This window comes from Terriglobia bacterium, from assembly GCA_020073495.1.
In the GTDB taxonomy this organism is placed as follows: domain Bacteria; phylum Acidobacteriota; class Terriglobia; order Terriglobales; family Acidobacteriaceae; genus JAIQFD01.
In genome coordinates this window covers 136060-159030 of sequence record JAIQFD010000006.1, presented here as the reverse complement: position 1 = coordinate 159030, position 22971 = coordinate 136060, and the positions used below count along the sequence as shown (strand labels likewise).

Below are 22971 nucleotides of genomic sequence, written 5' to 3'. Positions count from 1 at the left end.
TCGCTGCTGCTATAGTGAGTGGTTCGAGCCGTGATCATTCATAGGCAAATCTTTCTTCGTATCCTTGTTCCAATCGTGCTCGCAGGTGCGCTCGCCGGCTGCGGCGAGGGTGTGGGCAAACCCAAGGAATCGCTGTACGTCTCGGTGCCGCAGGTCACGCTACGCGACCGCGTTGCCGCTCTCTACAACAAGGTCGGGACAGTGAAGGCCGGGGAGCGGGTCGAGGTGCTGGAAAGACAGAAGCGATTCGTGCGGGTGCGCGGCAGCTCCGGCCAGGAAGGCTGGATGGAACAGCGCTACCTGGTGGACCAGAAGGTCTTCGACGAGGTCCAGAAGGTGGCGCGGGATGCGGCGAACCGTCCGGCACAAGGCCAAGCCACCGCCCGCAATGAGACCAACCTGCACGTCGCTCCGGGGCGCGAGAGCGAGCACATCTTCCAGCTCGACGAGGGCGCGAAGGTCCAGGTGCTGGGGCGCGCCACGGCGGAAAAGCCGGGCGCCGTGGCGGCGCCTGCGCCGGTGAAGGCCAGGAAGAAGGAAGCGGACAGCGAAGAGAGACCCCAGCCCATTCTGGAAGATTTCTGGCTGGTGCGCGATGCGCATGGGCACGCGGGATGGGTACTGGGCCGCATGCTCGACCTGGACGCGCCGCTCGATGTCGCGCAATACGCCGAAGGGCAGCGCATCGTCGCCTACTTCGTGCTGAACGAGGTCGCGGACGGTGACAAGAAAGTGGCGCAGTACCTGCTCGCGCTCACCGAGCCCAAGGACGGCCTCGCGTTCGACTTCAACCAGGTGCGGGTGTTCACCTGGAACGGGAAGCGGCATCGCTACGAGACCGCCTACCGCGAGCGCAATTTCTTCGGCCTCCTGCCCATCACGATCGGCACCGAGGATTTCGGCAAGGAAGGCAAACTGCCCACGTTCAGCTTCCGCATCAAGGACCAGGACGGCAACGCCGCCGAGCGCAAGTACAAGCTCAACACGCCCATCGTGCGGCGCGTGCTGGCGCCTGGCGAGCAATCGGTGAAGAGCATGCGCCCGGCCGTCCCGAAGAAAACTCCACACAAAAAGAAGCGCTGAAATTCCGACAGTGCTGCGCGCAGCTGCTCTCCGGATGGAGAGCTAAGAGTAGAACTCGGCGATAGCGTCCACCACGGTGCGCTGTTCGTCCTCTCGCAACTCGGGGAAGACGGGCAGGGCAAGGACTTCCTGGGCGGCGCGCTCGGCTTCGGGGAAGTCGCCGTCCGCGTATCCGAGATAGGCGAGCGCGCGCTGCAGGTGCAGAGGCAGGGGATAGTAGATCTCGGTGCCGATGCTGCGCTCGGCCAGGAACTTGCGCAATTGGTCGCGCTTCTGCGCGCGCAGCACGTACTGGTGGAAGGTGTGGTGGGCCTCGCGGGCGCGCTGCGGCAGGCGGACCGGGGCGGGTTCGCCGCGCGTAAGGCCGGCGTCGGCCAGGAGCCGATCGTAGGTAGCGGCGTGCTCCCCGCGCTGCGCGTTCCAGCGGTCGACGTACTTCAGCTTGACCCGCAGCACCGCCGCCTGGATGGCGTCCAGACGGCTGTTCCAGCCCACTTCCTCGTGGAAATAGCGCTCGGCGCTGCCGTACACGCGCAGGTGGCGGAGACGCTCGGCAAGCTTCGGATCGGAGGTGGTGATGCATCCGGCATCGCCGAACGCACTGAGATTTTTCGTCGGATAGAAGCTGAAAGCGGCGGCGGCGCCCAGCGAACCGGCGCGCTTTCCACGCCAGGCCGCGCCGAATGCCTGCGCCGCATCTTCCAGCACGGCGAAGCCGTAGCCGATAGCGATGCGCTGGAATGCGTCCGGGTCAGCGACCTGCCCGTAGAGGTGCACCGGGATGATGGCCTTGACGCGCGTCGGAGCATACGCCGCCAGCTTGCGCTCCACCTTGGCGGGGTCAAGATTGAAGGTGAGCGGGTCGATGTCCACGAAGACCGGCCGCGCGCCCGCGCGCACCACGGCGCCGGCAGAGGCGAAGAAGCTGAACGGCGTGGTGATGACCTCGTCGCCCGGGCCTACACCCAGCGCGAGCAGGGACAGCCAGAGGGCGTCGGTGCCAGAGGCACATGCCACCGTCTCCGAGGCGCCGATGTAGGCGGAGATCTCGCGCTCCAGGGCTGCGACTTCCTCTCCCAGGATGAAACGCTGCGAGGCGCAGACGCGTTCGATGGCGGCGAGCACTTCTTCGCGGATCGCCGCGTACTGGCGCTGGAGGTCCAGCAGAGGAACAGCCGCCCCCACCTTGTGGCTCGCTACCTTGGCCATGGAGAAGGAAAGTCTAACATTCGCCCGCTCTCTGCAGACGGGGAAGCGGAGGCACAGGCGAGCCCTCGGCCAGCGCCGCTTGCCACTGGCGGAGCGCCGCGCGCAAGGGCGGCATGGAGACGCCGAGGAAGACGTCGGGAGCGTCGTCGAGTTGGCTTGCGCCGCGTGCCAGCAGCGAACGCGCGCCCGTGGGGTTCCCGGTCGAGTAATGGTGAAACGCCGCCGCGACCTGGATCAGTCCCTGCAAGAACCGCCGGTCATCGCCGGACATCTCGCGCCAGGCGTCCTCGAGCGCCTCGTGGGCATCGTAAAACTTCCCGGCGTTGAAAAGTGCAAGGCCTTCGTCGATCTTTCGGCGATCCAGCATCGGTCAAGACTCACCACGAAGGACACGAAGGTACACGAAGGAAAACACGAAGGGAACCACGCATGCTTAGTGCCGATTGCTGCAATAAACGAAGAGCCCGCGCCGTGACGCGGGCCCTTTGGAAGCATCTCCTCTTTATCGGCCCAGGATCACGTAGTGATAACTGCTGGCCATGAAGAAGAGCATGGGGATGGAGAGATAGGCATTGGCGCGCGAGGCCAGAAAGGCCTGACGGGCGAGGGTGGCGCCGTCGGCGGGCGGCGTTCCGGCGAGCACCCCGGTGATCACCTTCTTGTTGTTGCGCCAGATGATGCCCCAGACGTTGAGCATCATGAACAGGCCCATGCCTCCACCCACGCCGATGGCCAGCACGTGGTTGTCGTCCTGCCCTACGGGCGAGAAATTCACGAACAGGAATCCGGCGATCGACACGATGACCGCGACGATCACGGCGAAAACCGGCCCCTTGGGCAGCATCTTCAGCAGCACGACATATTCGATGGCCCAGGCGACGATCCAGATCAGCAGGAAGAGGCCGATCGTGCCCCAGGGGCTCATCTGGTCGCGTTCGGCGTCGGCGACCACATAGATCTGCGCCCAGTACCAGAAGCCGACGAACACCGTCACCAGCGCGCTCCAGCGGAACCATTGCAGCGCAGGGAGCGTCAGGTATTGGAAGACCTTGGGCTTCATGGAGGCGTCCACCTGCTTCATCCAGGGGACGTTGACCAGGTTGAAGAAGTACAAGAGGCCGATCCAGGTGATGCCGGCCAGGAGGTGGATCCAGCGCAGGATGACCGCGAAGGTTTCGATGGGGGTGTGGCTGGGCATGAGCCAGGCGGCGAGGGCGACGGTTGCGGACATCGGCGTTCCTCCGGACAGTTCGATTGCTGGGGCCCAAAAACGTCTGTGTCACGAGAAAGGCGATGAATGCGAACGAGCCCGCAAGTGAAAAGTGGACGCATCTTTCCACGCCGCCCCCGCCCCTGTCAATGCCCCGGGCCGGGCCGCGCACCGGTTGAAAAGCGCGGGACAGAGTCGTATCGTTACAGGGGTTTGGCAGATGTCTTTTACGCCTCGGCTGGGGCGCGCTGCCTCAGGGAAGGGAGAACGGCCACATGGACAAGCCGGCACAGAATATCCAGGATTCTTTCCTTAATACCGCCCGCAAGGACAAGATCAACATTACCATCTACCTGCTCAGCGGGGTGAAACTGACCGGCCGCATCCGCTCCTTCGACAAGTACTCGGTGGTGCTGGAGACGAACAACCAGGAGCAGTTGATCTTCAAGCACGCCATCTCGACCGTGGTGATGGCCAAGGCGCCGCACGCGGTGGAACCCAAGCCCGCGGCCACGGCGCCTGCGCCTCCGGCGGCCACGCCCGCAGCTCCGTCCGGCACGGAGGGATAAGTTATTCGCGGCACACCGCGCCGCAAGCGACTCTCAGACATTTCGGAAGGGACACGTGTCTCGCGCGAGGTGCGCGAGCGTGCGTTCCTGGTGGGGATCGACGTTCGCCGGCGCAAGGCAGCGTCGTCGGTGATCGCGCAGGCGCGCGACGCCGCCGCCGTCGCCCGCACCACCACCGCGCACAGCGCCGACTTCAGCGCGGAAGAGTCCATGGCCGAGCTGCGCGAACTGGCCACCAGCGCCGGCGCGGAGGTGCTGGGAGAGATCATCCAGTCCAAGGACAAGCCCGATCCCGCGACCCTGATCGGCAAGGGCAAGCTGGAAGAGATCCGGGGGATGGTGGCGTCGGCGGGCGCCGATCTGGTGCTGTTCGACCACGACCTGACGCCCTCGCAGCAGCGCAACATCGAGAAGATCGCGGACGCACGGGTGATCGACCGCACGCAGCTCATCCTCGACATCTTTGCCCGCCACGCGCGCACGCGCGAAGGCCAGCTGCAGGTGGAACTGGCGCAGCTCGAGTACCTGCTTCCGCGGCTGACCGGGCGCGGGGTGCAGATGTCGCAGATCGCGGGGACGTCGGCGGGAGCGCGCGGGCCGATCGGCACTCGCGGACCGGGCGAGACCCAGCTGGAGACCGACCGCCGCAAGATCAACCGGCGCATCCGGCATATTCAGGAGCAAGTGGAGAACGTGCGGCGGGTGCGGGCGCAGCAGCGGCAGCGGCGCGAGTCAGTGCCCGTTCCCACGGTCGCGCTGGTGGGCTACACCAACGCGGGGAAGAGCACGCTGTTCAACCAGTTGACGCAGTCTGGCGTGCTGGCGTCGGCGAAGATGTTTGCCACGCTCGACCCCACCATCCGCGCGGCCATCCTGCCCTCGCGGCGCAAGGCGCTGTTCTCCGACACCGTCGGGTTCATCCGCAATCTGCCGCACACGCTGGTGTCGGCCTTCCGCGCCACTCTGGAAGAGGTACAGCGCGCTTCGCTGATCCTCCACATCTCGGACGTGACCAGCCCCATCCGGCACGAGCAGGACATCCAGGTGGACAAGGTGTTGCAAGAGCTGGAGGCGCACAGCAAGCCACGCATCCGGGTGATGAACAAGATCGACCTGCTGCCCGCGGCCCAGCGCGATGCGCTGGAGGACGATGCGCACACGGTGCACCTGTCAGCGGTCACCGGCGCCGGAGTCTCCGCCCTGCTCGACCGCATCGACGCGATGCTGCAGGACGACCCGCTCCGGCGGGTCAAGCTCGCCATCCCCCAGCGCGAAGGCAAGGCGCTGGCGATGCTGGAAGGGAAGGCTCGGGTGTACGCGCGGGAGTACCAGGATGGAGTCGTGCACCTCGAGGCGGAAGCGCCGGAGTCGGTGCTGCGGAAGCTGCAAGAGTTTGTGGTGACGAGCTAGTACTCGGTACTCAGTATTCAGATCACGTCAACAGCGCCCAAGCAGGTTCTAACTGAGTACTGGGTACTTCTTCCCCTCAGCACGTCCCTGTGTGACGCCCGTTACTGACGTGTATTCCAGGATGTGAAATCGTGCCCTTAGCGTGCGGGGTCGTGTGGTGCTGCCTACGGGCAGTCACACCGGCGCGGCCAGCACGGAAACTGGTTCCTCCGCCGAATGCCGCACGCGTGGAGGTTTTTATGCCAGTCGCCAAGTTGCGCGAGTTCCTCGACGCCAACCACGTCCAGTACGTCGCCATCACACATTCGGCCGCCTTCACGGCGCAGGGTATTGCTGCGCTGACCCACATCCCCGGCAAGGAACTGGCCAAGACCGTCATCGTGAATGTCGACGATGCACTGGCCATGGTGGTGCTGCCGGCCTCGTATCACGTGGACCTCGATCTGATGCGCGGGGTCACCGGGGGAAAGAACGTCACCATCGCCCACGAGCGGGACTTCCAGAACTGCTTCCCCGGCTGCGAGACGGGCGCCATGCCGCCCTTCGGCAACCTCTACGACATGACCGTGTACGTGGACGAATCGCTCGCCGCGGACAAGGAGATCGCCTTCAACGCGGGTTCGCACTACGAGCTGATCAAGATGTCGTACGAGGATTTTGCGCGCCTGGTCAAGCCCGTGGTAGTGCGCGTGGCGCGAATCAAATACACCCCGGCGGCCTAAGAAGTACTCAGTACTCGGTACTCAGTACTCAGTTGTTGCGCCGATGCAGGCATCTGAGTATCGACGGGGAGAATTCCTATGGCGAAAACATACCGGGATCTGGTCGCGTGGCGGAAGGGAATGGAGTTGGTTTTGGAAGTGTATTGAGCTACCAAGTCGTTCCCAAAACACGAGCAGTACGGGTTGACCCAGCAGATCCAGAGGTGCGCCGTTTCGGTTCCGAGCAACATCGCGGAGGGACAAGCTCGCTACTCAAACCCTGAGTTTCACCGGTTTTTGCGGGTGGCCCGTGGCTCGCTCGTAGAGTTGGAAACACAGTTGATGATCGCCCACAGCCTCGGATATCTACCCGATGCACATGAGCGTGAGTTATTGAAACAGACCGCAGAGTTAGGTCGCGTCCTGAACGGGCTGACTGCCTCGGTAAAAAAGCGTACAGGAACAGCGAATCCGATCTGAGTACTGGATACCGAGTACTGAGTACTCAGAAATTAAATGGGCCGACTGCGTAGAAGCGGTGACAATTCCTACGCGACCGGCCCATTCGATCCTGAAACGGATCGGAGGTGATACTTACATGGTAAACCCACTTTCCCGCTTGTCAAGGAAACTTACGGGCGGGAGGCGGGAGTCTGCTCCCGTCCGGCCCGCAAACATCTGAAAAATCTGCAATTGCGCCCATTTCTCAAATTGACAGAAGGGCAGGTGAATGTTAATTTTTTATGTTTTAGACCCCCGCTCTCAGGCTGGCCCGTACATTCATGGATGAAATCCTTCGGCAACTAGGTGGATTACTGCTCGGAGCCGTTCCGACGGTCGTACTTTTCATCCTGCTGTATATCGCCTACCGCAACATCGTCCACAACCGACTGAAGGATGTATTGGCGGAGCGGCGCGCCCGCACCGACGGCGCAATCGAGAAAGCGCGCGCCGATGTGGCGGCCGCCGACGCCAAGACCGCCGATTACGAGCAGCGCCTTCGCGACGCCAAACTCGCCCTCTACAGGGCGCAGGAGCAGCGGCGCCAGCAAGCGCTGGAAAGACGTGCCAAAGCCGTTGCCGAGGCGCGCGCCGCCGCCGACGCCCAGGTCCGCGCCGCCAAGCAGGCCATGGAGCAGGACGTCACCGCCGCCAAGGGGCGTCTCGAAGGTGAGGCCGAGGCCCTGGCCAACCAAGTCATCCGAATCATCCTCAAGCCGGTCTCGGCATCCGCAACGGGGCAGCAGTGATGGCCATGAAGCGCAGCACCGTCGTGTTCGCTCTCGTGCTCGCCTTCTCTGCCTTGGTTTTCGCGCAGGAGCACAAGGCGCCGGCGCCCCCCAGCGAGCCGCAGGCTTCCGTCGAGCCGCAGAAACCCGCTGACCACGCCGCCTCCCAGCCGAGCGCTCAGCCGGGGCACGCAAAAGCGTCAAAGGAAGCGAGCGAGGAGGACGAGTCGGCCCAGTTCCGGCAATCGCCCTCGGTGCATTTCCTTGCGCGCATCACCGGCCTGAGCCTGACGGCGGCGTACTGGGTGAGCACCATCGCCAACTTCGCCGTCATCGCCATCCTGATTTTCTGGGGATTGAAGAAGGCGCTGCCGGGCATGTTCCGCGACCGGACGGCGATGATCCAGAAGGCGATGGAAGAAGCGCGCAAGGCGAGCGAGGAAGCCAACCGCCGTCTGGGCGACATCGAGGGCCGGCTGGCGCGGCTCGACCAGGAGATCGCGGGCCTGCGCAGCGGGTCCGAGGAAGAGGGGCGCAAGGAAGAAGAGCGCATCCGGGCCGCCGCGGAGGAGGACCGCCAGAAGGTGGTGCAGACCGCCGAGCAGGAGATCGCCGCCGCCGCGCGCGGCGCCCGCACGGAGCTGAAGGCCTACGCCGCGGAACTGGCCGTGTCGCTGGCCGAGAGGAAGATCCGCGTCAACGCCGGCGAAGACCGCGAACTGGTGCGCACGTTCGCCGACCAGCTGAGAAAGGACGGCAAGTAATGGCCGCCGTCAACAGCCGCTACGCGCGCGCCTTCGTGGACGTGGTCTTCGAAAAGAAGCTCGATCCCAACCAGAGCGTCGAGGAGTTGAGATCGATCGCGGAGATGCTGGCGGGCACGCCCGCGCTGCGAACGGTCTGGGAGAGCCCGTCAGTGCCGGCGCCGCAGAAGCGCGCGGTGCTGGACAAGATCATTCACGCGGTGGGCGCGTCGAAGATGACGCGCAACCTGGTCGCGGTACTGATCGACAACCGGCGCATCGCGGCGCTGCCGGAGATCGCGCGCCAATTCCGGGAGGAGCTGGACATGCGGCTGGGCATCGCCGACGCCGAGATCACCACGGCGCGGGACCTGGCCGACGACGAGAAACGGACGCTGGAGCAGCAGATCGCGTCCATCACCGGCAAGAAAGTCCGCGCACATTACCGGCGCGACGAAAAGGTGCTGGGCGGCGCCGTGGTCAGGGTCGGCAGCACCATCTATGACGGGTCGGTAAAAGGGCAGTTACAGCGGTTGAAGGAGCAGTTGAGCGCGGGATAGCTGTTAGCGATTAGCGATTAGCTATTAGCTATTAGCGTTCAGCCATCGAGTTGGCGGGCCAAACGCCAATCGCTAAACGCTAATCGCCGAACGGACTGAGAATTCATATGGCAGGGATCAAAGCTGACGAAATCACAAAGATCATCCGCGAGCAGATCGAGAACTATGAGTCGAAGATCTCCGTGGACGAAGTGGGCACGGTCATCAGCCTGGGCGACGGGATCGCCCGCCTGCATGGCCTGGACAAGGTCATGGCCGGGGAACTGATCGAGTTCCCGCACGACGTGGCCGGCATCGCCATGAACCTGGAAGAAGACCAGGTAGGCTCCGTGCTCCTGGGCGAGTACACCGAGATCAAGGAAGGCGACCAGGTGCGGCGCACCGGGCGGATCATGAGCGTCCCAGTGGGCGATGCGATGATCGGGCGCGTGGTCAACGCGCTCGGCCAGCCCATCGACGACAAGGGGCCCATCCACACCGACAAGTTCATTCCGGTGGAGCGCATCGCGCCCGGCGTCATCGACCGCCAGCCGGTGCGCGAGCCCATGGCGACCGGGCTCAAGGCCATCGATTCAATGATCCCCATCGGCCGCGGACAGCGCGAACTGATCATCGGCGACCGGCAAACGGGCAAGACCGCCATCGCGCTCGACACCATCATCAACAACAAGGGCAACGACCTGATCTGCATCTATAACGCGATCGGGCAGAAGCGCTCCTCGATCGCGCAGGTGGTGAAGATCCTGGAAGACGCCGGGGCGATGGAATACACGATCGTGGTCGCCGCGTCGGCTTCGGAGCCCGCGCCCATGCAGTACATCGCGCCCTACGCCGCGTGCGCTATCGGAGAATATTTTCGCGACACGAAGCGGCACGCGCTGTGCATCTACGACGACCTGTCGAAGCACGCCGCGTCGTACCGCGAGATCTCGCTGCTGCTGCGGCGGCCGCCGGGACGCGAGGCCTATCCGGGCGACGTTTTCTACCTGCACTCGCGCCTGCTGGAGCGCGCCGCCAAGCTGAGCGACAAGAACGGAGGCGGGTCGCTGACCGCGCTGCCCGTCATCGAGACCCAGGCAGGCGACGTCTCGGCCTACATCCCGACCAACGTCATCTCCATCACCGACGGCCAGATCTACCTTGAGTCCGATCTGTTCAACTCGGGCGTGCGCCCGGCGGTGAACGTCGGCCTCTCGGTGAGCCGCGTGGGCGGCAGCGCGCAGATCAAAGCCATGCGCCAGGTGGCCGGCACCCTGAAGCTGGAGCTGGCGCAGTTCCGCGAGCTGGCGGCCTTCGCGCAGTTCGGCTCCGAACTCGACAAGGCCACGCAGGCCCAGCTCTCCCGCGGCCAGCGCCTGGTCGAGGTGCTCAAGCAGAACCAGTTCCAGCCTCTGCCGTTCTCCAAGCAGATCCTCATCATCTACGCCGGCACCAACGGCTTCCTGGACGACCTGAAGATCGGGGACGTGCGCGAGTTCGAGAAGGGCCTGTATCAGTACGCCGAGACCATGGGCGGCGCATTGCTGAAGGGGGTCATGGAGAAGAAGATCCTCGACGACTCGCTCAAGGCCGAAATGAAGAGGCTGGTCGGCGAATTCAAGGAGCGGTTCGTGGCGGAGCGGCAAGCTGCCGTCGCCGCCAAGGCATAGCGAATGGCGAACCTGCTCGACATCCGGCGGCGCATCCGCAGCGTGGTGAACACGCGGCAGATTACCAAGGCCATGAAGATGGTCTCGGCGGCCCGCCTGCGGCGCGCCCAGGAGCGCGCTCTCTCGGCGCGTCCCTACGCTAAGATGCTGGCCAGCGTGCTCAAATCGCTGGTCTCGCGCGCCGAGGTGTACGACCCGGAGACGGGCGAGCCGCGCCATCCGCTGCTTGCGCGCCGTGAGGGAAAGAGCATTTTCCTGATCGTCGTCACCGGCGAGCGCGGACTGGCCGGCGCCTTCAACACCAACATCCTGAAGGCCGCCCAGCGCTTCCTCGACTCCAAGGCCGGCAAGCACATCGAGATCGAAACCATCGGGCGCAAGGGACGCGATTTCTTCGGGCGCCGCTTCAAGATGAAGCCTAAGCCGAAGCCGGGCGAGGAAGCGGAGCGCGCCGTGGCCGAGGCCGGCACCTGGATCGCCGGCGAGATGGTCGGCATGCTGGGCAAGATCGAGTTCGACCATGCGCGCGAGCTGGCCGAAGAGGTGATCGAGCGCTACGCGCGCGGCGAGATCGATTCGGTGTTCGTGGTGTTTAACGAATTCAAGTCGGTCATCGCGCAACGGCTGGTGGTGGAAGAGATATTGCCCATCGGGGAGATCGGCGCCCGCGGCACACGGCAGGCCGAGGAGATGGCCGACGAGCACCGTGAGCGCGCCGCCGAGGCGGCGGCCACCGCGGGCGTGGCCCTGGCGCCCGCCGATACCACGGAGATCGACCGCCGCGCCGCGCAGTTCGGCACCGCCCAGGTCGATTACATCTACGAGCAGGCCGCGGACGAGCTGTTCCGCGCGCTGCTGCCGAAATACGTCGCCATCCAGATCTTCCGGGCGCTTCTGGAGTCGGTGGCCGCGGAACACGCGGCCCGCATGACCGCCATGGATTCGGCGACCAACAACGCCAGCGACATGATCGACAGCTTGACGCTGGCCATGAACAGAGCCAGGCAAGCGAAGATCACGAAAGAGATCATTGAGATCGTGAGCGGCGCCGCCGCTCTGTAGGGACCAGGAATCATTTATGGCTGAAAACATCGGAAGAGTCATCCAGATCGCGGGCCCCGCGGTGGACGTGCAGTTCGCCGAGGGCACGTTGCCTCCCATCTACGAAGCGATCCGCGTGGTGAGCGAGGGCTTCAACGTGCCCCAGCCCATCGACGTCATCCTCGAGGTGCAGCAGCACCTGGGCGAGGCGCGCGTGCGCTGCATCGCCATGCAGCCCACCGACGGCATGGTGCGTGGCATGAAGGCCATCGATCAGGGCGGGCCCATCTCCATCCCCGTGGGCAAAGGTACGCTGGGTCGCATCATGAACGTCATCGGCCAACCCGTGGACAACCTTGGGCCGATCGCGCACAAAGAGACGCGTCCCATCCACCGTCTGGCGCCGGCGTTCGACGAGCAATCCACTACAGCGGAGATGTTTGAGACCGGTGTGAAGGTCGTCGACCTGATCCAGCCGTTCCTGAAAGGCGGCAAGATCGGGTTGTTCGGCGGCGCGGGCGTGGGCAAGACGGTCGTGATCATGGAACTGATCAACAACGTCGCCAAGCAGCACGGCGGCTACTCCGTGTTCGCAGGGGTGGGCGAGCGCACGCGCGAGGGCAACGACCTGTGGCTGGAAATGAGCGAATCTGGCGTCATCAAGCCCGGTAAGCCCGAGGAATCGAAGGCGGCGTTGATCTATGGCCAGATGACTGAGCCTCCCGGGGCGCGCCTGCGCGTCGCCCTTACCGGCCTCACCGTCGCCGAGTACTTCCGCGACGTCGAGGCGTCCGACACCCTGCTCTTCATCGACAACATCTTCCGTTTCACCCAGGCAGGTTCGGAAGTATCCGCGCTGCTGGGGCGCATGCCCAGCGCCGTCGGCTACCAGCCGAACCTGGCCACGGAGATGGGCGAGTTGCAGGAGCGCATCACCTCGACCAAGAAGGGATCGGTCACCTCGGTGCAGGCCATCTACGTGCCCGCCGACGACCTCACCGACCCGGCGCCGGCGACCACGTTCGCTCACCTGGACGCGACCACGGTGCTGAGCCGCGCGCTGACCGAGATCGGCATCTACCCCGCGGTGGACCCGCTGGCTTCGACCTCGCGCATCCTGGATGCGCGCATCGTGGGCAACGAGCACTACGAAGTCTCGCAGGGAGTGAAGCGGACGCTGCAGCGCTACAAGGACCTGCAGGACATCATCGCCATCCTGGGCATCGACGAGCTGAGCGAAGACGACAAGCTCATCGTCGCCCGCGCCCGCAAGATGCAGCGCTTCCTCTCCCAGCCCTTCCACGTGGCCGAGCAGTTCACCGGACACAAGGGCAAGTACGTGAAGATCGCCGACACGGTGAAGGGCTTCCGCATGATCCTCGAGGGCAAGCTCGACGACGTGCCGGAGCAGGCGTTCTACATGAAGGGCGGCATCGAGGAAGTGCAGGAAGCTGCCGAGCAGATGAAGCAGAGCGCGGCGGCGTAAGACCATGGCCGAGACCTTCGAACTCGAGATCGTCACGCCGGACAAGAAGGTGGTCAGCGACACCGCCGAGGAGATCCAGATCCCCGGCAAGAACGGCTACTTGGGCATCCTGCCCGGGCACGCGCCGCTGATCACCGAGCTGGCCGTCGGCGAGATCTCCTACCGCAAAGAAGGAGCTACGGAGCACCTGTCGGTCGCCTGGGGATTCGCCGAGGTATTGCCGGATAAAGTCACCATCCTGGCCGAGACCGCCGAGCGCGCCCAGGACATCGACATCGAGCGCGCCCAGGAGCAGCGCGACCGCGCCGAGCAGTACCTGAAATCGGGCGATCCCAACATCGATTACCCGCGCGCCCTCAACGCGCTGCAGCGCGCCGAGACCCGCCTGGCGGTGGCCGCCAAGCGCCATTCCTGAAGTTGAGTGGTTCGAGAAAAGCCGCCCATCACCCGGCGGTCCTTTCATTTTGGGCGACGGCTGAGGCCGCAGCCTCCGGCCTGGCGATCGCATTCCGAGGAAGTGGGAAAGTGCTTGCCAATCAGGAACTTGGCTCGGTACAATCCGCCAACTTCCCCCGTGCCGACAGCCGTGCCGAGCGCCGTTCTTCGGCCTCCGGCATGCGGAAAATCAGCAGCCAAACGTACCGGCGTTAGGGTACGATGTGCGCAGTCAACCCAGGAACGTCTGAATGAGCCTTGCTGTCCAGGTAGCCGGAAAGAGCGATTTGGGGTGCATCCGCACCAACAACGAAGACAACTTCGGCTACGATACCCGCTGCGGGATCTTTGTCGTCTGCGACGGCATGGGCGGTGCGGCTTCGGGCGAAGTGGCCAGTAAGCTGGGGGTCGATACGGTGCTGAATTATTTCCGCCAGCACGCCAAGAACGGCCTGTTCCCGTCCTTCGGCAAACAGTTCGAGGGGGTTTCGAAGCGCGCCAATGCGCTGGCCAGCGCCGTGCAACTCGCCAATGCCGAGATCTTCGAGAGCGCCGGCAAGAACAAGGAACATGCCGGCATGGGGTCGACCGTGGTGGCGGTCGCCGTGAAGGGGAATTTCTTTTCCATCGTGAACGTCGGCGACAGCCGCATCTACCTGGTTCGCGGCGGCGAGATCCGCCAGCTCACCAACGACCACTCGCTGGTGATGGAACAGGTGCGCCGCGGGCTGATCACGATGGAAGAAGCCGAGTCCTCGACCATCCAGAACATCATCATCCGCGCGCTGGGCTCGGAGGAGACGGTGGAGCCCGACGTGGACGACCTGATGGCCATGCCCGGTGACGTCCTCATGCTGGCCAGCGATGGCCTCACCAAGCACGTGAAGGACCCCAAGATCCTGCAGATCGTGCAGTCTGCCCCCACGCTCGACAAAGCGTGCGACGAGCTTATCAGCGCCGCCAAGGACGACGGCGGCGACGACAACATCACCTGCGTGCTTTTGCGCCTGGTGCAGCAGTCCTGGTGGCGCAGCATCTTTCCCGGAGGAGCCCACAAATGGCAAAACTCGCTCTGAAGTTCGAAGAAAAGGTCCTGAAGGAGATCACGCTCGGCCAAGGCCTGGTCACCATCGGACGGACGCCTGACAACACGGTGCAGATCGACAATCTTGCCGTCTCCGGGCACCACGCCAAGATCTACTGGGAAACCGACCACTACGTCATCGAGGACAACAACAGCCTTAACGGCACGTTCGTGAATAACCGCAAGATCACCAAGCAGGCGCTGGCGGACGGCGATGCCGTGCTGATCGGCAAGCACACGCTGGCTTTCAAGGACGAGTGGCACGAGGACGCGCCCACCGGGCACACCATGGCCGAGGTCGCGACCAAGCCCGTGCCCAAGATGGAAGCCACCATGGTGCTCGACACCAAGAAGGCCAAGGAGATGATGGCCCAGATGCGCGCCGGCGGAGCGCCCGCAGCGGCTCCCGCCGCCGGCTCCGGTGCGGGATCGGCTTACCAGGCGCCTCCGCCTCCCCCGCCACCGATGAAGGAGCGCGTGGGCAGTCTCAGCGTCATCTCCGGCAAGACCGACCAGCCCAGCTACACCCTGACCGGCAAGATGACGGTGATCGGGAAGTCCGAGATGGCGTCCATCAAGCTGAGGGGCTGGTTCAAACCCCAGGTGGCCGCCGCCATCAACCGCAGTGAAGGCAGATACATGATCTCGGCCTCGGAGAGAAAGATCGTGGTCAAGGTCAACGGTCAGGCCATCAGCGGCCAGTTCCAGCTCAACGACGGCGACATCGTCGAGGTTTCCGGCGTGCAGATGACCTTCGGCTACGCCGATTAGGGACCCAGTACTCGGTACTCAGTACTCAGAAAGGACGGGCAACGCGCCCGTCCTTTGTTTTTGCCCGTGGTCACCGACTGCCGACCGGCGGCTCTGCTAGACTTTTGTGTTTCCTTTCATACTCCGGAGGCAATCATGGACATCAAGACGGCTGGCGTGGTCGGCGCCGGGACTATGGGCAACGGCATCGCCCACGTGTTCTCCAAGAGCGGCTATAACGTCATCCTGTGCGACGTGGAACAGCGGTTTCTGGACCGCGCACTCGATACCATCAACAAGAACATGGAGCGCGAGGTGGCCAAACAGAAGCTCACGGCCGAGGACAAAGCCGCGTCGCTCAAGCGCATCCGCCCGGTGCTCGACCGCAAGGAGCTGGCGGCGGCGGATTTCGTCGTCGAGGCAGCGACGGAAAAGTTCGAGATCAAGGCCCAGCTCTTCCGCGAACTCGACCAGATCCTCCGGCCGGGGATCATCCTGTCGTCAAACACCTCTTCTATCTCCATCACCAAGCTGGCGGCACTCACCAAGCGCGCCGACCTGGTTATCGGGATGCACTTCTTCAATCCGGTCCCGATGATGAAGCTGGTGGAGGTGATCCGCGGCCTGGCGACCTCGAACGAAACCTTTAACGCCGTGTTCGAACTGGCCAAGAAACTCGACAAGACGCCGGTCGAGGTCAACGACGCACCCGGCTTCGTCGCCAACCGCGTGCTCATGCCTCTGCTGAACGAAGCCATGTACGCCGTGATGGAAGGCGTGGCCACGCCGGAGGCGGTGGACGAGGTGTTCAAGCTGGGCATGGCGCACCCCATGGGGCCGCTCACGCTGGCTGATTTCATCGGGCTTGACGTCTGCCTGGACATCATGCGCGTGATGCACGAAAACCTGGGCGACCCTAAGTACCGTCCCTGCCCGCTGCTGATCAAGTACGTGGACGCGGGCTGGCTGGGCCGCAAATCCGGCCGCGGGTTCTACAAGTACTGAGTGCGGAGACGCGACATACCGGTGTGGCTGGTGGGGATCGCACTCGCTGCCCTGCTGGTCTTCATCGACCTGCGGCTCGATGACAAGGGCATCACCCTGCTGCTGGCGTCCGTGTTCCCCATGGCGATCGGGATCTGGCGCCGCGAGCAGGCGTGGCGTTGGGCGGCTTTGATCTCCATTCCGCTGATCATCGCGCGCGTGCTGCTGGTCAGGGTCGAGCACCTGCAGCACTGGGAGGGAGTGGGCTACGCGTTTGCCACGCTGTTTCCGGCCATCAGCGGCGCGTATCTGGGCGCTCTCTGCCGCCGCTCGGTCGAGATCCTCTGGCAGCAGAAAGAATAATTGGCAGCACTTTCCACGGAAACGGGCGCTTAGTTATGGATCAGTTACTCCCGCCCGGGTGCGTATCCAGCTATTCTGCCTGCATGGCGCTTCGAATCGCGGTGCTGGCCAGCGGGAGCAAGGGCAACAGCACACTCATCGCCAGCACCCGGACGCGCATTCTGGTGGACTGCGGCCTTTCCTGCCGTGAGATCTTCCGCCGCCTGCACGAAGCAGGCGAAGATCCGCACCAGCTCGACGCCATCCTCATCTCGCACGAGCACTCCGACCATCTTGGCGGCCTGCCCGTGCTGGCGCGCAAGACCAGGGCGTCGGTGTTCATGACCGGCCCGGCGAACGACGCCTGGGCACGCGACTGCGACGATTCCGATCTGGACCGCCTGGAACTTTTCTCCGCGGGACGCCGCTTCACCGTCGGCGACATCGAGGTGACGCCCTTCACCATCCCGCACGACGCCGCCGATCCCGTAGCCTTCACTTTTCGCGCCGAGGGCGTAAAGGCAGGCATCGTTACCGACCTGGGATACATCCCAACCAGTGTGCGCGAACACGTCCGCGGTTGCGATGTGCTGATGATCGAATCCAACCACGACCTGGAGATGCTGCGCGGGGGACCGTATCCCTGGGCGGTGAAACAGCGCGTGATGTCGCGGGTGGGACATCTCTCCAATGACGCACTCGCGGAATTTTTTGCGAACGACTATGATGGAAATGCATCGTTCGTCGTGCTGGCGCATCTTTCGGAGCAGAACAATCATCCGGAGATCGCCCGGCGCAGCGCAGAATCCGCCCTGCAACCGCGCCGGAATCTGCTGCATAACCGGCTGATGCTGGCGGCGCAGCATTGCGTGCTGGACCCGATCCGGCTGTGAATGTGGATGAGTCAGAAATGTACTGACAAGGTCGTTGGGGGCATTCTGGCGGGATGGCGCTACGACATCTCCGGCCTGGCGGCGGAGATGCGCGGCGACTACGAGGCCCACTTCGCCGAATGCGCGCATTGCCGTTCGCGGCAGCGCCTGCACCGCACCATCGACATCTCTCTCATCGTCATCGCCACCATCTCCGCGGTGCTTTTCCTGGTCGCTTTCCTGGCCGTTCGCCACTTCTCGCCGCGCCACGCCCTGATCCTGGAGATCGTCGCGCTGGGCGGGTTCGCTTTCTCCACCCTGATGTGGGTGATCGTGGCCATCGCCACTCCAGCGCCGCTGGTCATGGTGGACGCCGCCAAGACCGGCGCCCGCCGCCTGCACGACCGCCTGCCGGAAAAAGTCCGCGATCGCATCCCGGAAGAGCTCAAGCAGCGGATCTCGTAAGAAGTTTCTCGTTTCTAGTTTCTAGATTTCTGCTTCGGGCCATTGCGCCCGAGTATAGTTCTGCGCAGCAACTAGAAACGAGAAACGACAAACCAGAAACTAGGTTTGCAGGCCGCCGATCAGGTCGGTGATCTTGTCCACGCGGTGCTCGATGCACCAGTTGCGCAGCCCGTCCACGATCTTCTCCGTGGCGCAGGGATCGAAGTAGTTGGCGGTTCCCACCTCGATCGCCGCCGCGCCGGCGAGCAGGAACTCCACCACGTCCACCGCGGTGGTGATGCCGCCGATGCCGAGCACCGGAATGTCCACCGAGTGCGCCGCCTCGTACACCATGCGCAGCGCGATGGGCTTGATGGCCGGCCCGCTCAGCCCGGCGGTCACGTTGGAGATGCGCGGCTTGCGCGTTTCCGCGTCGATGGCCAGGGCGACAAAGGTGTTGACCAGCGAGATGGCGTCGGCGCCGGCGTTCTCCGCCGCGCGCGCCATCTGCGGGATGCTGGTCACGTTGGGCGAGAGCTTCACGATCAGCGGACGGTCGGCGGCGTTCTTCGCGCTGGCCACCACTTCCTCCAACAGCACCGGGTCGCTGCCGATCATGATCCCGCCGCGTTTGGTGTTGGGACAGGAAACGTTCAGCTCGTAGGCGGCGATGCCTTCGCCCTCGTTCAGGATGCGGATGGTGGTTTCGTAATCCTCGCGCGTGTAACCGAAAACGTTGGCGATCACCACCGCGCCCTTGATCTTGCGCAGCAGCGGCAGCTTCTCCTCGACGAACGCGCGCGCCCCCATGTTCTGCAAGCCGATGGAGTTCAGCATGCCGGCGGCGGTCTCGAACATGCGCGGCGGCGGATTGCCCGGCATCGGCTCCTTCGACAGGCCCTTCACCACGAACCCGCCCAGCTTGTCGAGGTTGACGATGTCCTCGAACTCCACCCCGTACCCGAAGGTTCCGCTGGCGGCGATCACCGGGTTCTTGAAACGGATGCCGCAGAAGCTCACGCTCAGGTCGGGGAGGTTCGGCTGCTGCTGCGGGGCGCTCATCGTCCGCCCTCCCTCTGAAGCGCTTCGGTCAGCACGCGTCCGACCGAGTGCGTGGGCGCGTTGATGCCCAGCAGCGACGCCAGCGTCGGCGCCAGGTCCACGGGCTCGCTGTGCGTGCGATAGGTGCCGGGCACGAAAGGGAAGCCGAACAGCGCCAGCGGCACGTGCCGGTCGTAGGAGTAGGGTGAGCCGTGATCGGTGCTGCGGCCTGCATCCGCGACTGCGAACACCGGAGGCATGGTCATCACGAACCAGCTCGGGATGGGGCTGAAGCTGTGCAGGTGGATGCGTCCGATCTCGGTAGCCGGGACCTCGCCGCGCGCCAGTTGCGCGCGCGTGAAGTATCCGCGCATGCCGAGCTTTTCGGCGAGCTGTCCGACCATGGCCTCGGCGGCCTGCTCGTCGTCGCGGTTGGGGAACGCCTCGCGGTTGAGGAAGAAGGTCGGCGGGTCGAAGCCCACCACGAACTGTGTGCTGCGGCCCGGCGTGAGCTTGGCCGAGAGCTGCCGGTTGATCTCCTCCAGCATCTTGCGTCCGTCGTAGCGGACCGTATCCGCGGCGCGCAGCTCTTTCGTGTGCTCGGGCATGGGTGCCACGCCATGGTCCGCCGAGAGCGCGATCCAGACGTTCGCCAGCCCCAGCCGCTGCCCGACGAAGGAGAAGAAATCGCCGAGCTGCCGGTCGAGGGCCATCGCCTCGGCGGCGATCTCCGGCGAGTCCGGCCCGGTGGCGTGCCCCTGGAGATCGAATCCCGAGAGGCTGATGACGAGCAGATCGGTGTTCGGCCCCGACCCCAGCTTCTCGTTGACCATCAGCTCGCGCGCGAACTCCAGCTCGTAATCGGCCGAGAACGGCGACGCTCCGACCACATGATAGAAGTCGCCAGCCTTCCGGTCGGTGCGCCCGAGCACCTTCCCCGCGGCGTCTTTCCATTCCTGGTTCCAATACTTGTCGGCGCGTCCGGATGCGTTGAAGTCGCTGACCCATTTCGGCAGATTGGACCGGTAGTAGGAGGAAGTCACCCAGGCGCCGTCCGAGTCTGCTATCCAGTAGGCGCCATCGGCCGCGTGGCCTGCGGCCAGAACCGCGGCATATTCCTTCAGCGAGATGGTGAACACTCGCGCCCTGCCGTCGGTGGCGAGCTTGAGCTCGTCCCCCAGCGTGGACGCCAGCAGGTTCTTGGGTGAAACGCCGCGTCCCTCGCGCCCTACCAGCTTCGTAGCTGCGTCCTGGATTGGCGTGATCATCTTGGCGAGCTGCGGGTCCCACCAGAGGTTCGACATGATCCCGTGTCCGTTGGGGTAGGCCCCGGTCAGCAGCGTGGCGTGCCCCGGTGCGGTGCGTGTGTCCGCGTAGTCGAAATCACAGTTCGCGAAGTAGGCCCCGCGATCCATCAGCAGGCGGAATCCGTTCGACCCGAACTTGTCGTGGAAGCGCTCCAGCAGGTCGCCGCGGAGCTGGTCCACGACCACCACCACCACCAGCCTCGGCCGTGCGTCGTACGCCGAGGAGAAACACAGGGGACCCAGCACCAGGACGAGTGCCAGAACAGCACAGGTGCGCGTGAGGCGGGTTTTCATCTCTGTGTAGTGTAACGCGGGCAAACCACTAGCGACCAGCGACTAGCGACTGTTACGATAGCGGTTTCCTATGCTCGATCTTGTCTTCGTCCGTGACCATCTCGACCTCGTCGAACAAAAGCTGCGCGACCGCGGTATGTCGCCCGAAGTCGTGCTCGGGGACTTCCGCGCCCTTGACACCGAACGCCGCAAGCTCATCACCGAGGCGGAGACCCTCAAGGCCCAGCAGAACCGCGCCTCCGAAGAGATCGCCAGGCTGAAGAAGCAGAAGCAGGATGCCACCGCCCAGATCGAAGCCATGAAAGGCTTCCGCGAGAAGATCAAGCTGGCGGAAGATCAAGCGAACGAGAAGGACAGCCAGTTGCGCCAGCTCCTGGCCGGCATCCCCAACCTGCCGCACGCGTCGGTGCCCGTGGGCAGGACCCCGGACGACAATGTCGAGGTCCGCCGCTGGGGCGCGCCGCCCCAGTTCGACTTCACGCCCAAGCCGCACTGGGAGCTGGGAGAGCAGCTCGGCGTGCTCGACCTGGAACGCGCCGCCAAGATCACCGGCGCGCGCTTCGCGGTCTACTGGGACCTGGGCGCGAAGCTGGAGCGCGCGCTGGCCAACTTCATGCTCGACCTGCACACCCGCGAGCATGGCTACACCGAGGTCCTGCCGCCCTACATGGTGAATGCCGATTCGATGTACGGCACGGGCCAACTCCCCAAGTTCGAGGCCGATCTGTTCCGGGTCCCGCACGGCGACAAGAACCTTTACCTCGTGCCCACCGCCGAGGTCCCGGTCACCAACCTGTACCGCGACGAGACGCTCGACGCCGCGCGCCTGCCCATCTCGCTCACCGCCTACACACCCTGCTTCCGCAGCGAGGCCGGCTCCTACGGCAAGGACGTGCGCGGCATCATCCGCCAGCACCAATTCCAGAAGGTGGAGTTGGTCAAGTTCACCCGCCCGGAGCAGTCCTGGGACGAGCACGAAAAGCTCACCCGCGACGCGGAGACCGTCCTCCAGCGCCTCGGGCTGCACTACCGCGTGGTGACGCTCTGCACCGCCGACATGGGCGCCGCCAGCGCCAAGACCTACGACCTCGAGGTCTGGCTTCCCGGCCAGCAGCTCTTCCGCGAGATCTCTTCCTGCTCGAACTTCGAGGCCTACCAGGCGCGCCGCGCCAACATTCGCTACAAGCCGGAAGGGAAGGGAAAGACCGAGTTCGTGCACACCTTGAACGGAAGCGGACTCGCCGTGGGCCGCACCTGGGTGGCGATCGTGGAGAACTACCAGCAGAAGGATGGCAGCGTGCTCATCCCCGAAGCCCTGCGCCCATACCTCGGCGCCGACCGGATCACGCCGAAGAAGTTCTAGGAGTCAACCCCAGTCTCTTCCCCTACGGTACTCCCCACATGAGGGATTACTGGTGAGAAGAGGATTTTTCGCCAGTTATGAAACCCAATTGTGCGGACGCCTTGGCTGGACTAACATTCCGCGCCGTGGACATCCAAGAACTCGCAGAGGAGTATGGCAGCAAATCCGACGAAGAACTGCTCCGGCTGGCATTGCAACCAGCGCAGTTGACGCCTGAGGCAAATGCCGCGCTCGCAGGCGAACTGGCAAAGCGAAGAATCAACGGTCGCGAGCACCTGGAAGCTGCTCGCCAGCAGGAGCGGGAGCGCAAAGCCGAAAGGGATAAAGACCCCGGAAGGCTTTTCTTCATCCGTCCTTACGGTATTGGCCGAAAGCGCTTTGGGAAGGCTGAACGCACCTACGATGCCGATTCCGGTCTGGAGCGCTTCAAGACGACAGTGTTTGTTGTATTGTTCTGGCTTCCGTTGATCCCGACCGGAACGTACCTTGTCGAAAGGAAGCGTGAGTTTCTTTCGGGCGAAATGACAGTCTTGCAGAAACTCCCTCTCGATTGGGAACAAGTGCTGAAGGTGTGGGTGGTTGCGGCTGCGAGTCTGTTGGCGTTTATCTGGGTAATTAAGCTACTGCCCCGCTTGTTGTTCTGAGACCTGGCAGTTTCCGCCCCGAATTGCGTAACTGTTGATAACAGCCCTTCTCAGAGTTACATCCTGCCCACTAGCGAAGGATGACATCGCTGAAAGGCGGCTGTTAGACTTGGACATTGCCATGAGCCGCTTCTGGAGCACCGTGAAGGGCTACATCTGGTGGACCTACCCTCGCGGCAGCGTCCACTACGACGTCATGGTGACCCTGATCCTGCTCTTCATCTTCCTTTCCCCGTATTTCATCAATTTCAAGGATGAACCAACCGAGCGCACGCCGCATCCAACCGGAGTAGTGGTTTTTCCGGACAAGGGGAGCCTGGTGTACCAGGTGGACGCCCAGGCGGTGCGGTCCGGTCCGCGCCCCCGCTGCGGTTCGCACAACGACCCGGCGGTCGAGGACCAGTTGCGCCGCATCATCGAGCCTATCTCGGGTGAGGTGAGCATCGAGGGCTACGACGAGGTCTGTGACGCCAAGAACCACGTCATCGCGTACCGCGCGCGCGTCCGCCATCCGTAAATCC

Annotated in this window: 24 protein-coding genes and 2 pseudogenes; 21 read left to right on the top strand and 5 right to left on the bottom strand. The window is 64.0% G+C overall.

Going from position 1 to position 22971, the window contains the following annotated elements; translation table 11 throughout:
* The first annotated feature begins 75 nt into the window (after positions 1–75).
* Complete coding sequence (locus LAN37_15255; protein MBZ5648569.1) at positions 76–1083, top strand: SH3 domain-containing protein; 1008 nt, start codon at positions 76–78, stop codon at positions 1081–1083.
* A 42-nt stretch (positions 1084–1125) separates the two neighbouring features.
* On the opposite strand, the gene LAN37_15250 is transcribed toward LAN37_15255, so the two are convergent.
* From LAN37_15250 to LAN37_15240, 3 genes are all read right to left on the bottom strand, one after another.
* Positions 1126–2292, bottom strand: a complete 1167-nt coding sequence (locus LAN37_15250; GenBank protein ID MBZ5648568.1) for a DegT/DnrJ/EryC1/StrS family aminotransferase — start codon at positions 2290–2292, stop codon at positions 1126–1128.
* A gap of 13 nt (positions 2293–2305) precedes the next feature.
* Entirely contained in the window at positions 2306–2659 is a 354-nt protein-coding gene (locus LAN37_15245) for a DUF309 domain-containing protein (protein MBZ5648567.1), read from the bottom strand.
* A 135-nt stretch (positions 2660–2794) separates the two neighbouring features.
* Complete coding sequence (locus tag LAN37_15240; GenBank protein MBZ5648566.1) at positions 2795–3352, bottom strand: urate hydroxylase PuuD; 558 nt, start codon at positions 3350–3352, stop codon at positions 2795–2797.
* 425 nt (positions 3353–3777) lie between these two features.
* Between LAN37_15240 and hfq the strand changes: the two are divergent.
* From hfq to LAN37_15155, 17 genes and pseudogenes are all read left to right on the top strand, one after another.
* Positions 3778–3984, top strand: a pseudogene (hfq, locus tag LAN37_15235) (RNA chaperone Hfq).
* A 297-nt stretch (positions 3985–4281) separates the two neighbouring features.
* Positions 4282–5481: a GTPase HflX gene (gene hflX, locus LAN37_15230; protein MBZ5648565.1), complete on the top strand. Its 1200-nt coding sequence runs from the start codon at positions 4282–4284 to the stop codon at positions 5479–5481.
* 239 nt (positions 5482–5720) lie between these two features.
* The gene (locus LAN37_15225; GenBank protein MBZ5648564.1) at positions 5721–6203 is read left to right on the top strand and encodes a YbaK/EbsC family protein; all 483 of its coding nucleotides are present in this window, start codon (positions 5721–5723) and stop codon (positions 6201–6203) included.
* Between the two features lie 78 nt (positions 6204–6281).
* Positions 6282–6662: pseudogene (locus LAN37_15220) on the top strand (four helix bundle protein).
* 302 nt (positions 6663–6964) lie between these two features.
* Complete coding sequence (locus tag LAN37_15215) at positions 6965–7432, top strand: hypothetical protein (protein MBZ5648563.1); 468 nt, start codon at positions 6965–6967, stop codon at positions 7430–7432.
* A gap of 5 nt (positions 7433–7437) precedes the next feature.
* Entirely contained in the window at positions 7438–8175 is a 738-nt protein-coding gene (locus LAN37_15210) for an ATPase (GenBank protein MBZ5648562.1), read from the top strand.
* The gene (gene atpH / locus LAN37_15205; GenBank protein MBZ5648561.1) at positions 8175–8714 is read left to right on the top strand and encodes an ATP synthase F1 subunit delta; all 540 of its coding nucleotides are present in this window, start codon (positions 8175–8177) and stop codon (positions 8712–8714) included. Before LAN37_15210 ends, atpH begins: the two co-directional genes overlap by 1 nt.
* A 107-nt stretch (positions 8715–8821) precedes the next feature.
* Positions 8822–10363 carry a F0F1 ATP synthase subunit alpha gene (atpA, locus tag LAN37_15200; GenBank protein MBZ5648560.1) on the top strand — a complete coding sequence of 514 codons (1542 nt, stop codon included), beginning with the start codon at positions 8822–8824 and terminating at the stop codon, positions 10361–10363.
* A gap of 3 nt (positions 10364–10366) precedes the next feature.
* Positions 10367–11425: an ATP synthase F1 subunit gamma gene (gene atpG / locus LAN37_15195; protein ID MBZ5648559.1), complete on the top strand. Its 1059-nt coding sequence runs from the start codon at positions 10367–10369 to the stop codon at positions 11423–11425.
* Positions 11426–11441: 16 nt separating this feature from the next.
* Positions 11442–12890: a F0F1 ATP synthase subunit beta gene (atpD, locus tag LAN37_15190; protein MBZ5648558.1), complete on the top strand. Its 1449-nt coding sequence runs from the start codon at positions 11442–11444 to the stop codon at positions 12888–12890.
* 4 nt (positions 12891–12894) lie between these two features.
* The gene (locus LAN37_15185; GenBank protein ID MBZ5648557.1) at positions 12895–13305 is read left to right on the top strand and encodes a F0F1 ATP synthase subunit epsilon; all 411 of its coding nucleotides are present in this window, start codon (positions 12895–12897) and stop codon (positions 13303–13305) included.
* Between the two features lie 271 nt (positions 13306–13576).
* Positions 13577–14401, top strand: coding sequence for a Stp1/IreP family PP2C-type Ser/Thr phosphatase (locus tag LAN37_15180; GenBank protein ID MBZ5648556.1), 825 nt, complete (start codon positions 13577–13579; stop codon positions 14399–14401).
* The gene (locus tag LAN37_15175; GenBank protein MBZ5648555.1) at positions 14383–15180 is read left to right on the top strand and encodes an FHA domain-containing protein; all 798 of its coding nucleotides are present in this window, start codon (positions 14383–14385) and stop codon (positions 15178–15180) included. Before LAN37_15180 ends, LAN37_15175 begins: the two co-directional genes overlap by 19 nt.
* Before the next feature lie 135 nt (positions 15181–15315).
* Complete coding sequence (locus tag LAN37_15170) at positions 15316–16164, top strand: 3-hydroxybutyryl-CoA dehydrogenase (GenBank protein MBZ5648554.1); 849 nt, start codon at positions 15316–15318, stop codon at positions 16162–16164.
* Entirely contained in the window at positions 16165–16506 is a 342-nt protein-coding gene (locus LAN37_15165; protein MBZ5648553.1) for a hypothetical protein, read from the top strand.
* Positions 16507–16589: 83 nt separating this feature from the next.
* A complete protein-coding gene (locus LAN37_15160) occupies positions 16590–17378 on the top strand; it encodes an MBL fold metallo-hydrolase (GenBank protein ID MBZ5648552.1) in 789 nt (262 codons plus the stop codon).
* 6 nt (positions 17379–17384) lie between these two features.
* Complete coding sequence (locus tag LAN37_15155) at positions 17385–17822, top strand: hypothetical protein (protein ID MBZ5648551.1); 438 nt, start codon at positions 17385–17387, stop codon at positions 17820–17822.
* Between the two features lie 99 nt (positions 17823–17921).
* Here the strand turns inward: LAN37_15155 and LAN37_15150 are convergent, their stop codons facing one another.
* Positions 17922–18863 (bottom strand): dihydroorotate dehydrogenase, encoded by a 942-nt coding sequence (locus LAN37_15150; GenBank protein MBZ5648550.1) that lies wholly within the window; start codon positions 18861–18863, stop codon positions 17922–17924.
* Positions 18860–20443 (bottom strand): alkaline phosphatase family protein, encoded by a 1584-nt coding sequence (locus LAN37_15145; protein MBZ5648549.1) that lies wholly within the window; start codon positions 20441–20443, stop codon positions 18860–18862. Before LAN37_15145 ends, LAN37_15150 begins: the two co-directional genes overlap by 4 nt.
* A gap of 70 nt (positions 20444–20513) precedes the next feature.
* On the opposite strand from LAN37_15145, the gene serS reads away from it, so the two are divergent.
* The 3 genes from serS to LAN37_15130 all read left to right on the top strand — a co-directional run bounded on the left by serS (position 20514) and on the right by LAN37_15130 (position 22967).
* Positions 20514–21806: a serine--tRNA ligase gene (serS, locus tag LAN37_15140; GenBank protein MBZ5648548.1), complete on the top strand. Its 1293-nt coding sequence runs from the start codon at positions 20514–20516 to the stop codon at positions 21804–21806.
* 77 nt (positions 21807–21883) lie between these two features.
* Positions 21884–22450 (top strand): hypothetical protein, encoded by a 567-nt coding sequence (locus tag LAN37_15135; GenBank protein MBZ5648547.1) that lies wholly within the window; start codon positions 21884–21886, stop codon positions 22448–22450.
* Between the two features lie 121 nt (positions 22451–22571).
* Positions 22572–22967 carry a hypothetical protein gene (locus tag LAN37_15130; protein MBZ5648546.1) on the top strand — a complete coding sequence of 132 codons (396 nt, stop codon included), beginning with the start codon at positions 22572–22574 and terminating at the stop codon, positions 22965–22967.
* Positions 22968–22971: the final 4 nt, after the last annotated feature.

What these genes read in the sequence shown, in the direction of transcription:
- LAN37_15250 (MBZ5648568.1), bottom strand. Translation starts at nt 2,292, where the DNA reads ATGGCCAAGGTAGCGAGCCACAAGGTGGGGGCGGCTGTTCCTCTGCTG.
- LAN37_15245 (MBZ5648567.1), bottom strand. Translation starts at nt 2,659, where the DNA reads ATGCTGGATCGCCGAAAGATCGACGAAGGCCTTGCACTTTTCAACGCC.
- LAN37_15240 (MBZ5648566.1), bottom strand. Translation starts at nt 3,352, where the DNA reads ATGAAGCCCAAGGTCTTCCAATACCTGACGCTCCCTGCGCTGCAATGG.
- hflX (MBZ5648565.1), top strand. Translation starts at nt 4,282, where the DNA reads ATGGCCGAGCTGCGCGAACTGGCCACCAGCGCCGGCGCGGAGGTGCTG.
- LAN37_15225 (MBZ5648564.1), top strand. Translation starts at nt 5,721, where the DNA reads ATGCCAGTCGCCAAGTTGCGCGAGTTCCTCGACGCCAACCACGTCCAG.
- LAN37_15215 (MBZ5648563.1), top strand. Translation starts at nt 6,965, where the DNA reads ATGGATGAAATCCTTCGGCAACTAGGTGGATTACTGCTCGGAGCCGTT.
- LAN37_15210 (MBZ5648562.1), top strand. Translation starts at nt 7,438, where the DNA reads ATGAAGCGCAGCACCGTCGTGTTCGCTCTCGTGCTCGCCTTCTCTGCC.
- atpH (MBZ5648561.1), top strand. Translation starts at nt 8,175, where the DNA reads ATGGCCGCCGTCAACAGCCGCTACGCGCGCGCCTTCGTGGACGTGGTC.
- atpA (MBZ5648560.1), top strand. Translation starts at nt 8,822, where the DNA reads ATGGCAGGGATCAAAGCTGACGAAATCACAAAGATCATCCGCGAGCAG.
- atpG (MBZ5648559.1), top strand. Translation starts at nt 10,367, where the DNA reads ATGGCGAACCTGCTCGACATCCGGCGGCGCATCCGCAGCGTGGTGAAC.
- atpD (MBZ5648558.1), top strand. Translation starts at nt 11,442, where the DNA reads ATGGCTGAAAACATCGGAAGAGTCATCCAGATCGCGGGCCCCGCGGTG.
- LAN37_15185 (MBZ5648557.1), top strand. Translation starts at nt 12,895, where the DNA reads ATGGCCGAGACCTTCGAACTCGAGATCGTCACGCCGGACAAGAAGGTG.
- LAN37_15180 (MBZ5648556.1), top strand. Translation starts at nt 13,577, where the DNA reads ATGAGCCTTGCTGTCCAGGTAGCCGGAAAGAGCGATTTGGGGTGCATC.
- LAN37_15175 (MBZ5648555.1), top strand. Translation starts at nt 14,383, where the DNA reads ATGGCAAAACTCGCTCTGAAGTTCGAAGAAAAGGTCCTGAAGGAGATC.
- LAN37_15170 (MBZ5648554.1), top strand. Translation starts at nt 15,316, where the DNA reads ATGGACATCAAGACGGCTGGCGTGGTCGGCGCCGGGACTATGGGCAAC.
- LAN37_15160 (MBZ5648552.1), top strand. Translation starts at nt 16,590, where the DNA reads ATGGCGCTTCGAATCGCGGTGCTGGCCAGCGGGAGCAAGGGCAACAGC.
- LAN37_15155 (MBZ5648551.1), top strand. Translation starts at nt 17,385, where the DNA reads ATGAGTCAGAAATGTACTGACAAGGTCGTTGGGGGCATTCTGGCGGGA.
- LAN37_15150 (MBZ5648550.1), bottom strand. Translation starts at nt 18,863, where the DNA reads ATGAGCGCCCCGCAGCAGCAGCCGAACCTCCCCGACCTGAGCGTGAGC.
- LAN37_15145 (MBZ5648549.1), bottom strand. Translation starts at nt 20,443, where the DNA reads ATGAAAACCCGCCTCACGCGCACCTGTGCTGTTCTGGCACTCGTCCTG.
- serS (MBZ5648548.1), top strand. Translation starts at nt 20,514, where the DNA reads ATGCTCGATCTTGTCTTCGTCCGTGACCATCTCGACCTCGTCGAACAA.
- LAN37_15135 (MBZ5648547.1), top strand. Translation starts at nt 21,884, where the DNA reads ATGAAACCCAATTGTGCGGACGCCTTGGCTGGACTAACATTCCGCGCC.
- LAN37_15130 (MBZ5648546.1), top strand. Translation starts at nt 22,572, where the DNA reads ATGAGCCGCTTCTGGAGCACCGTGAAGGGCTACATCTGGTGGACCTAC.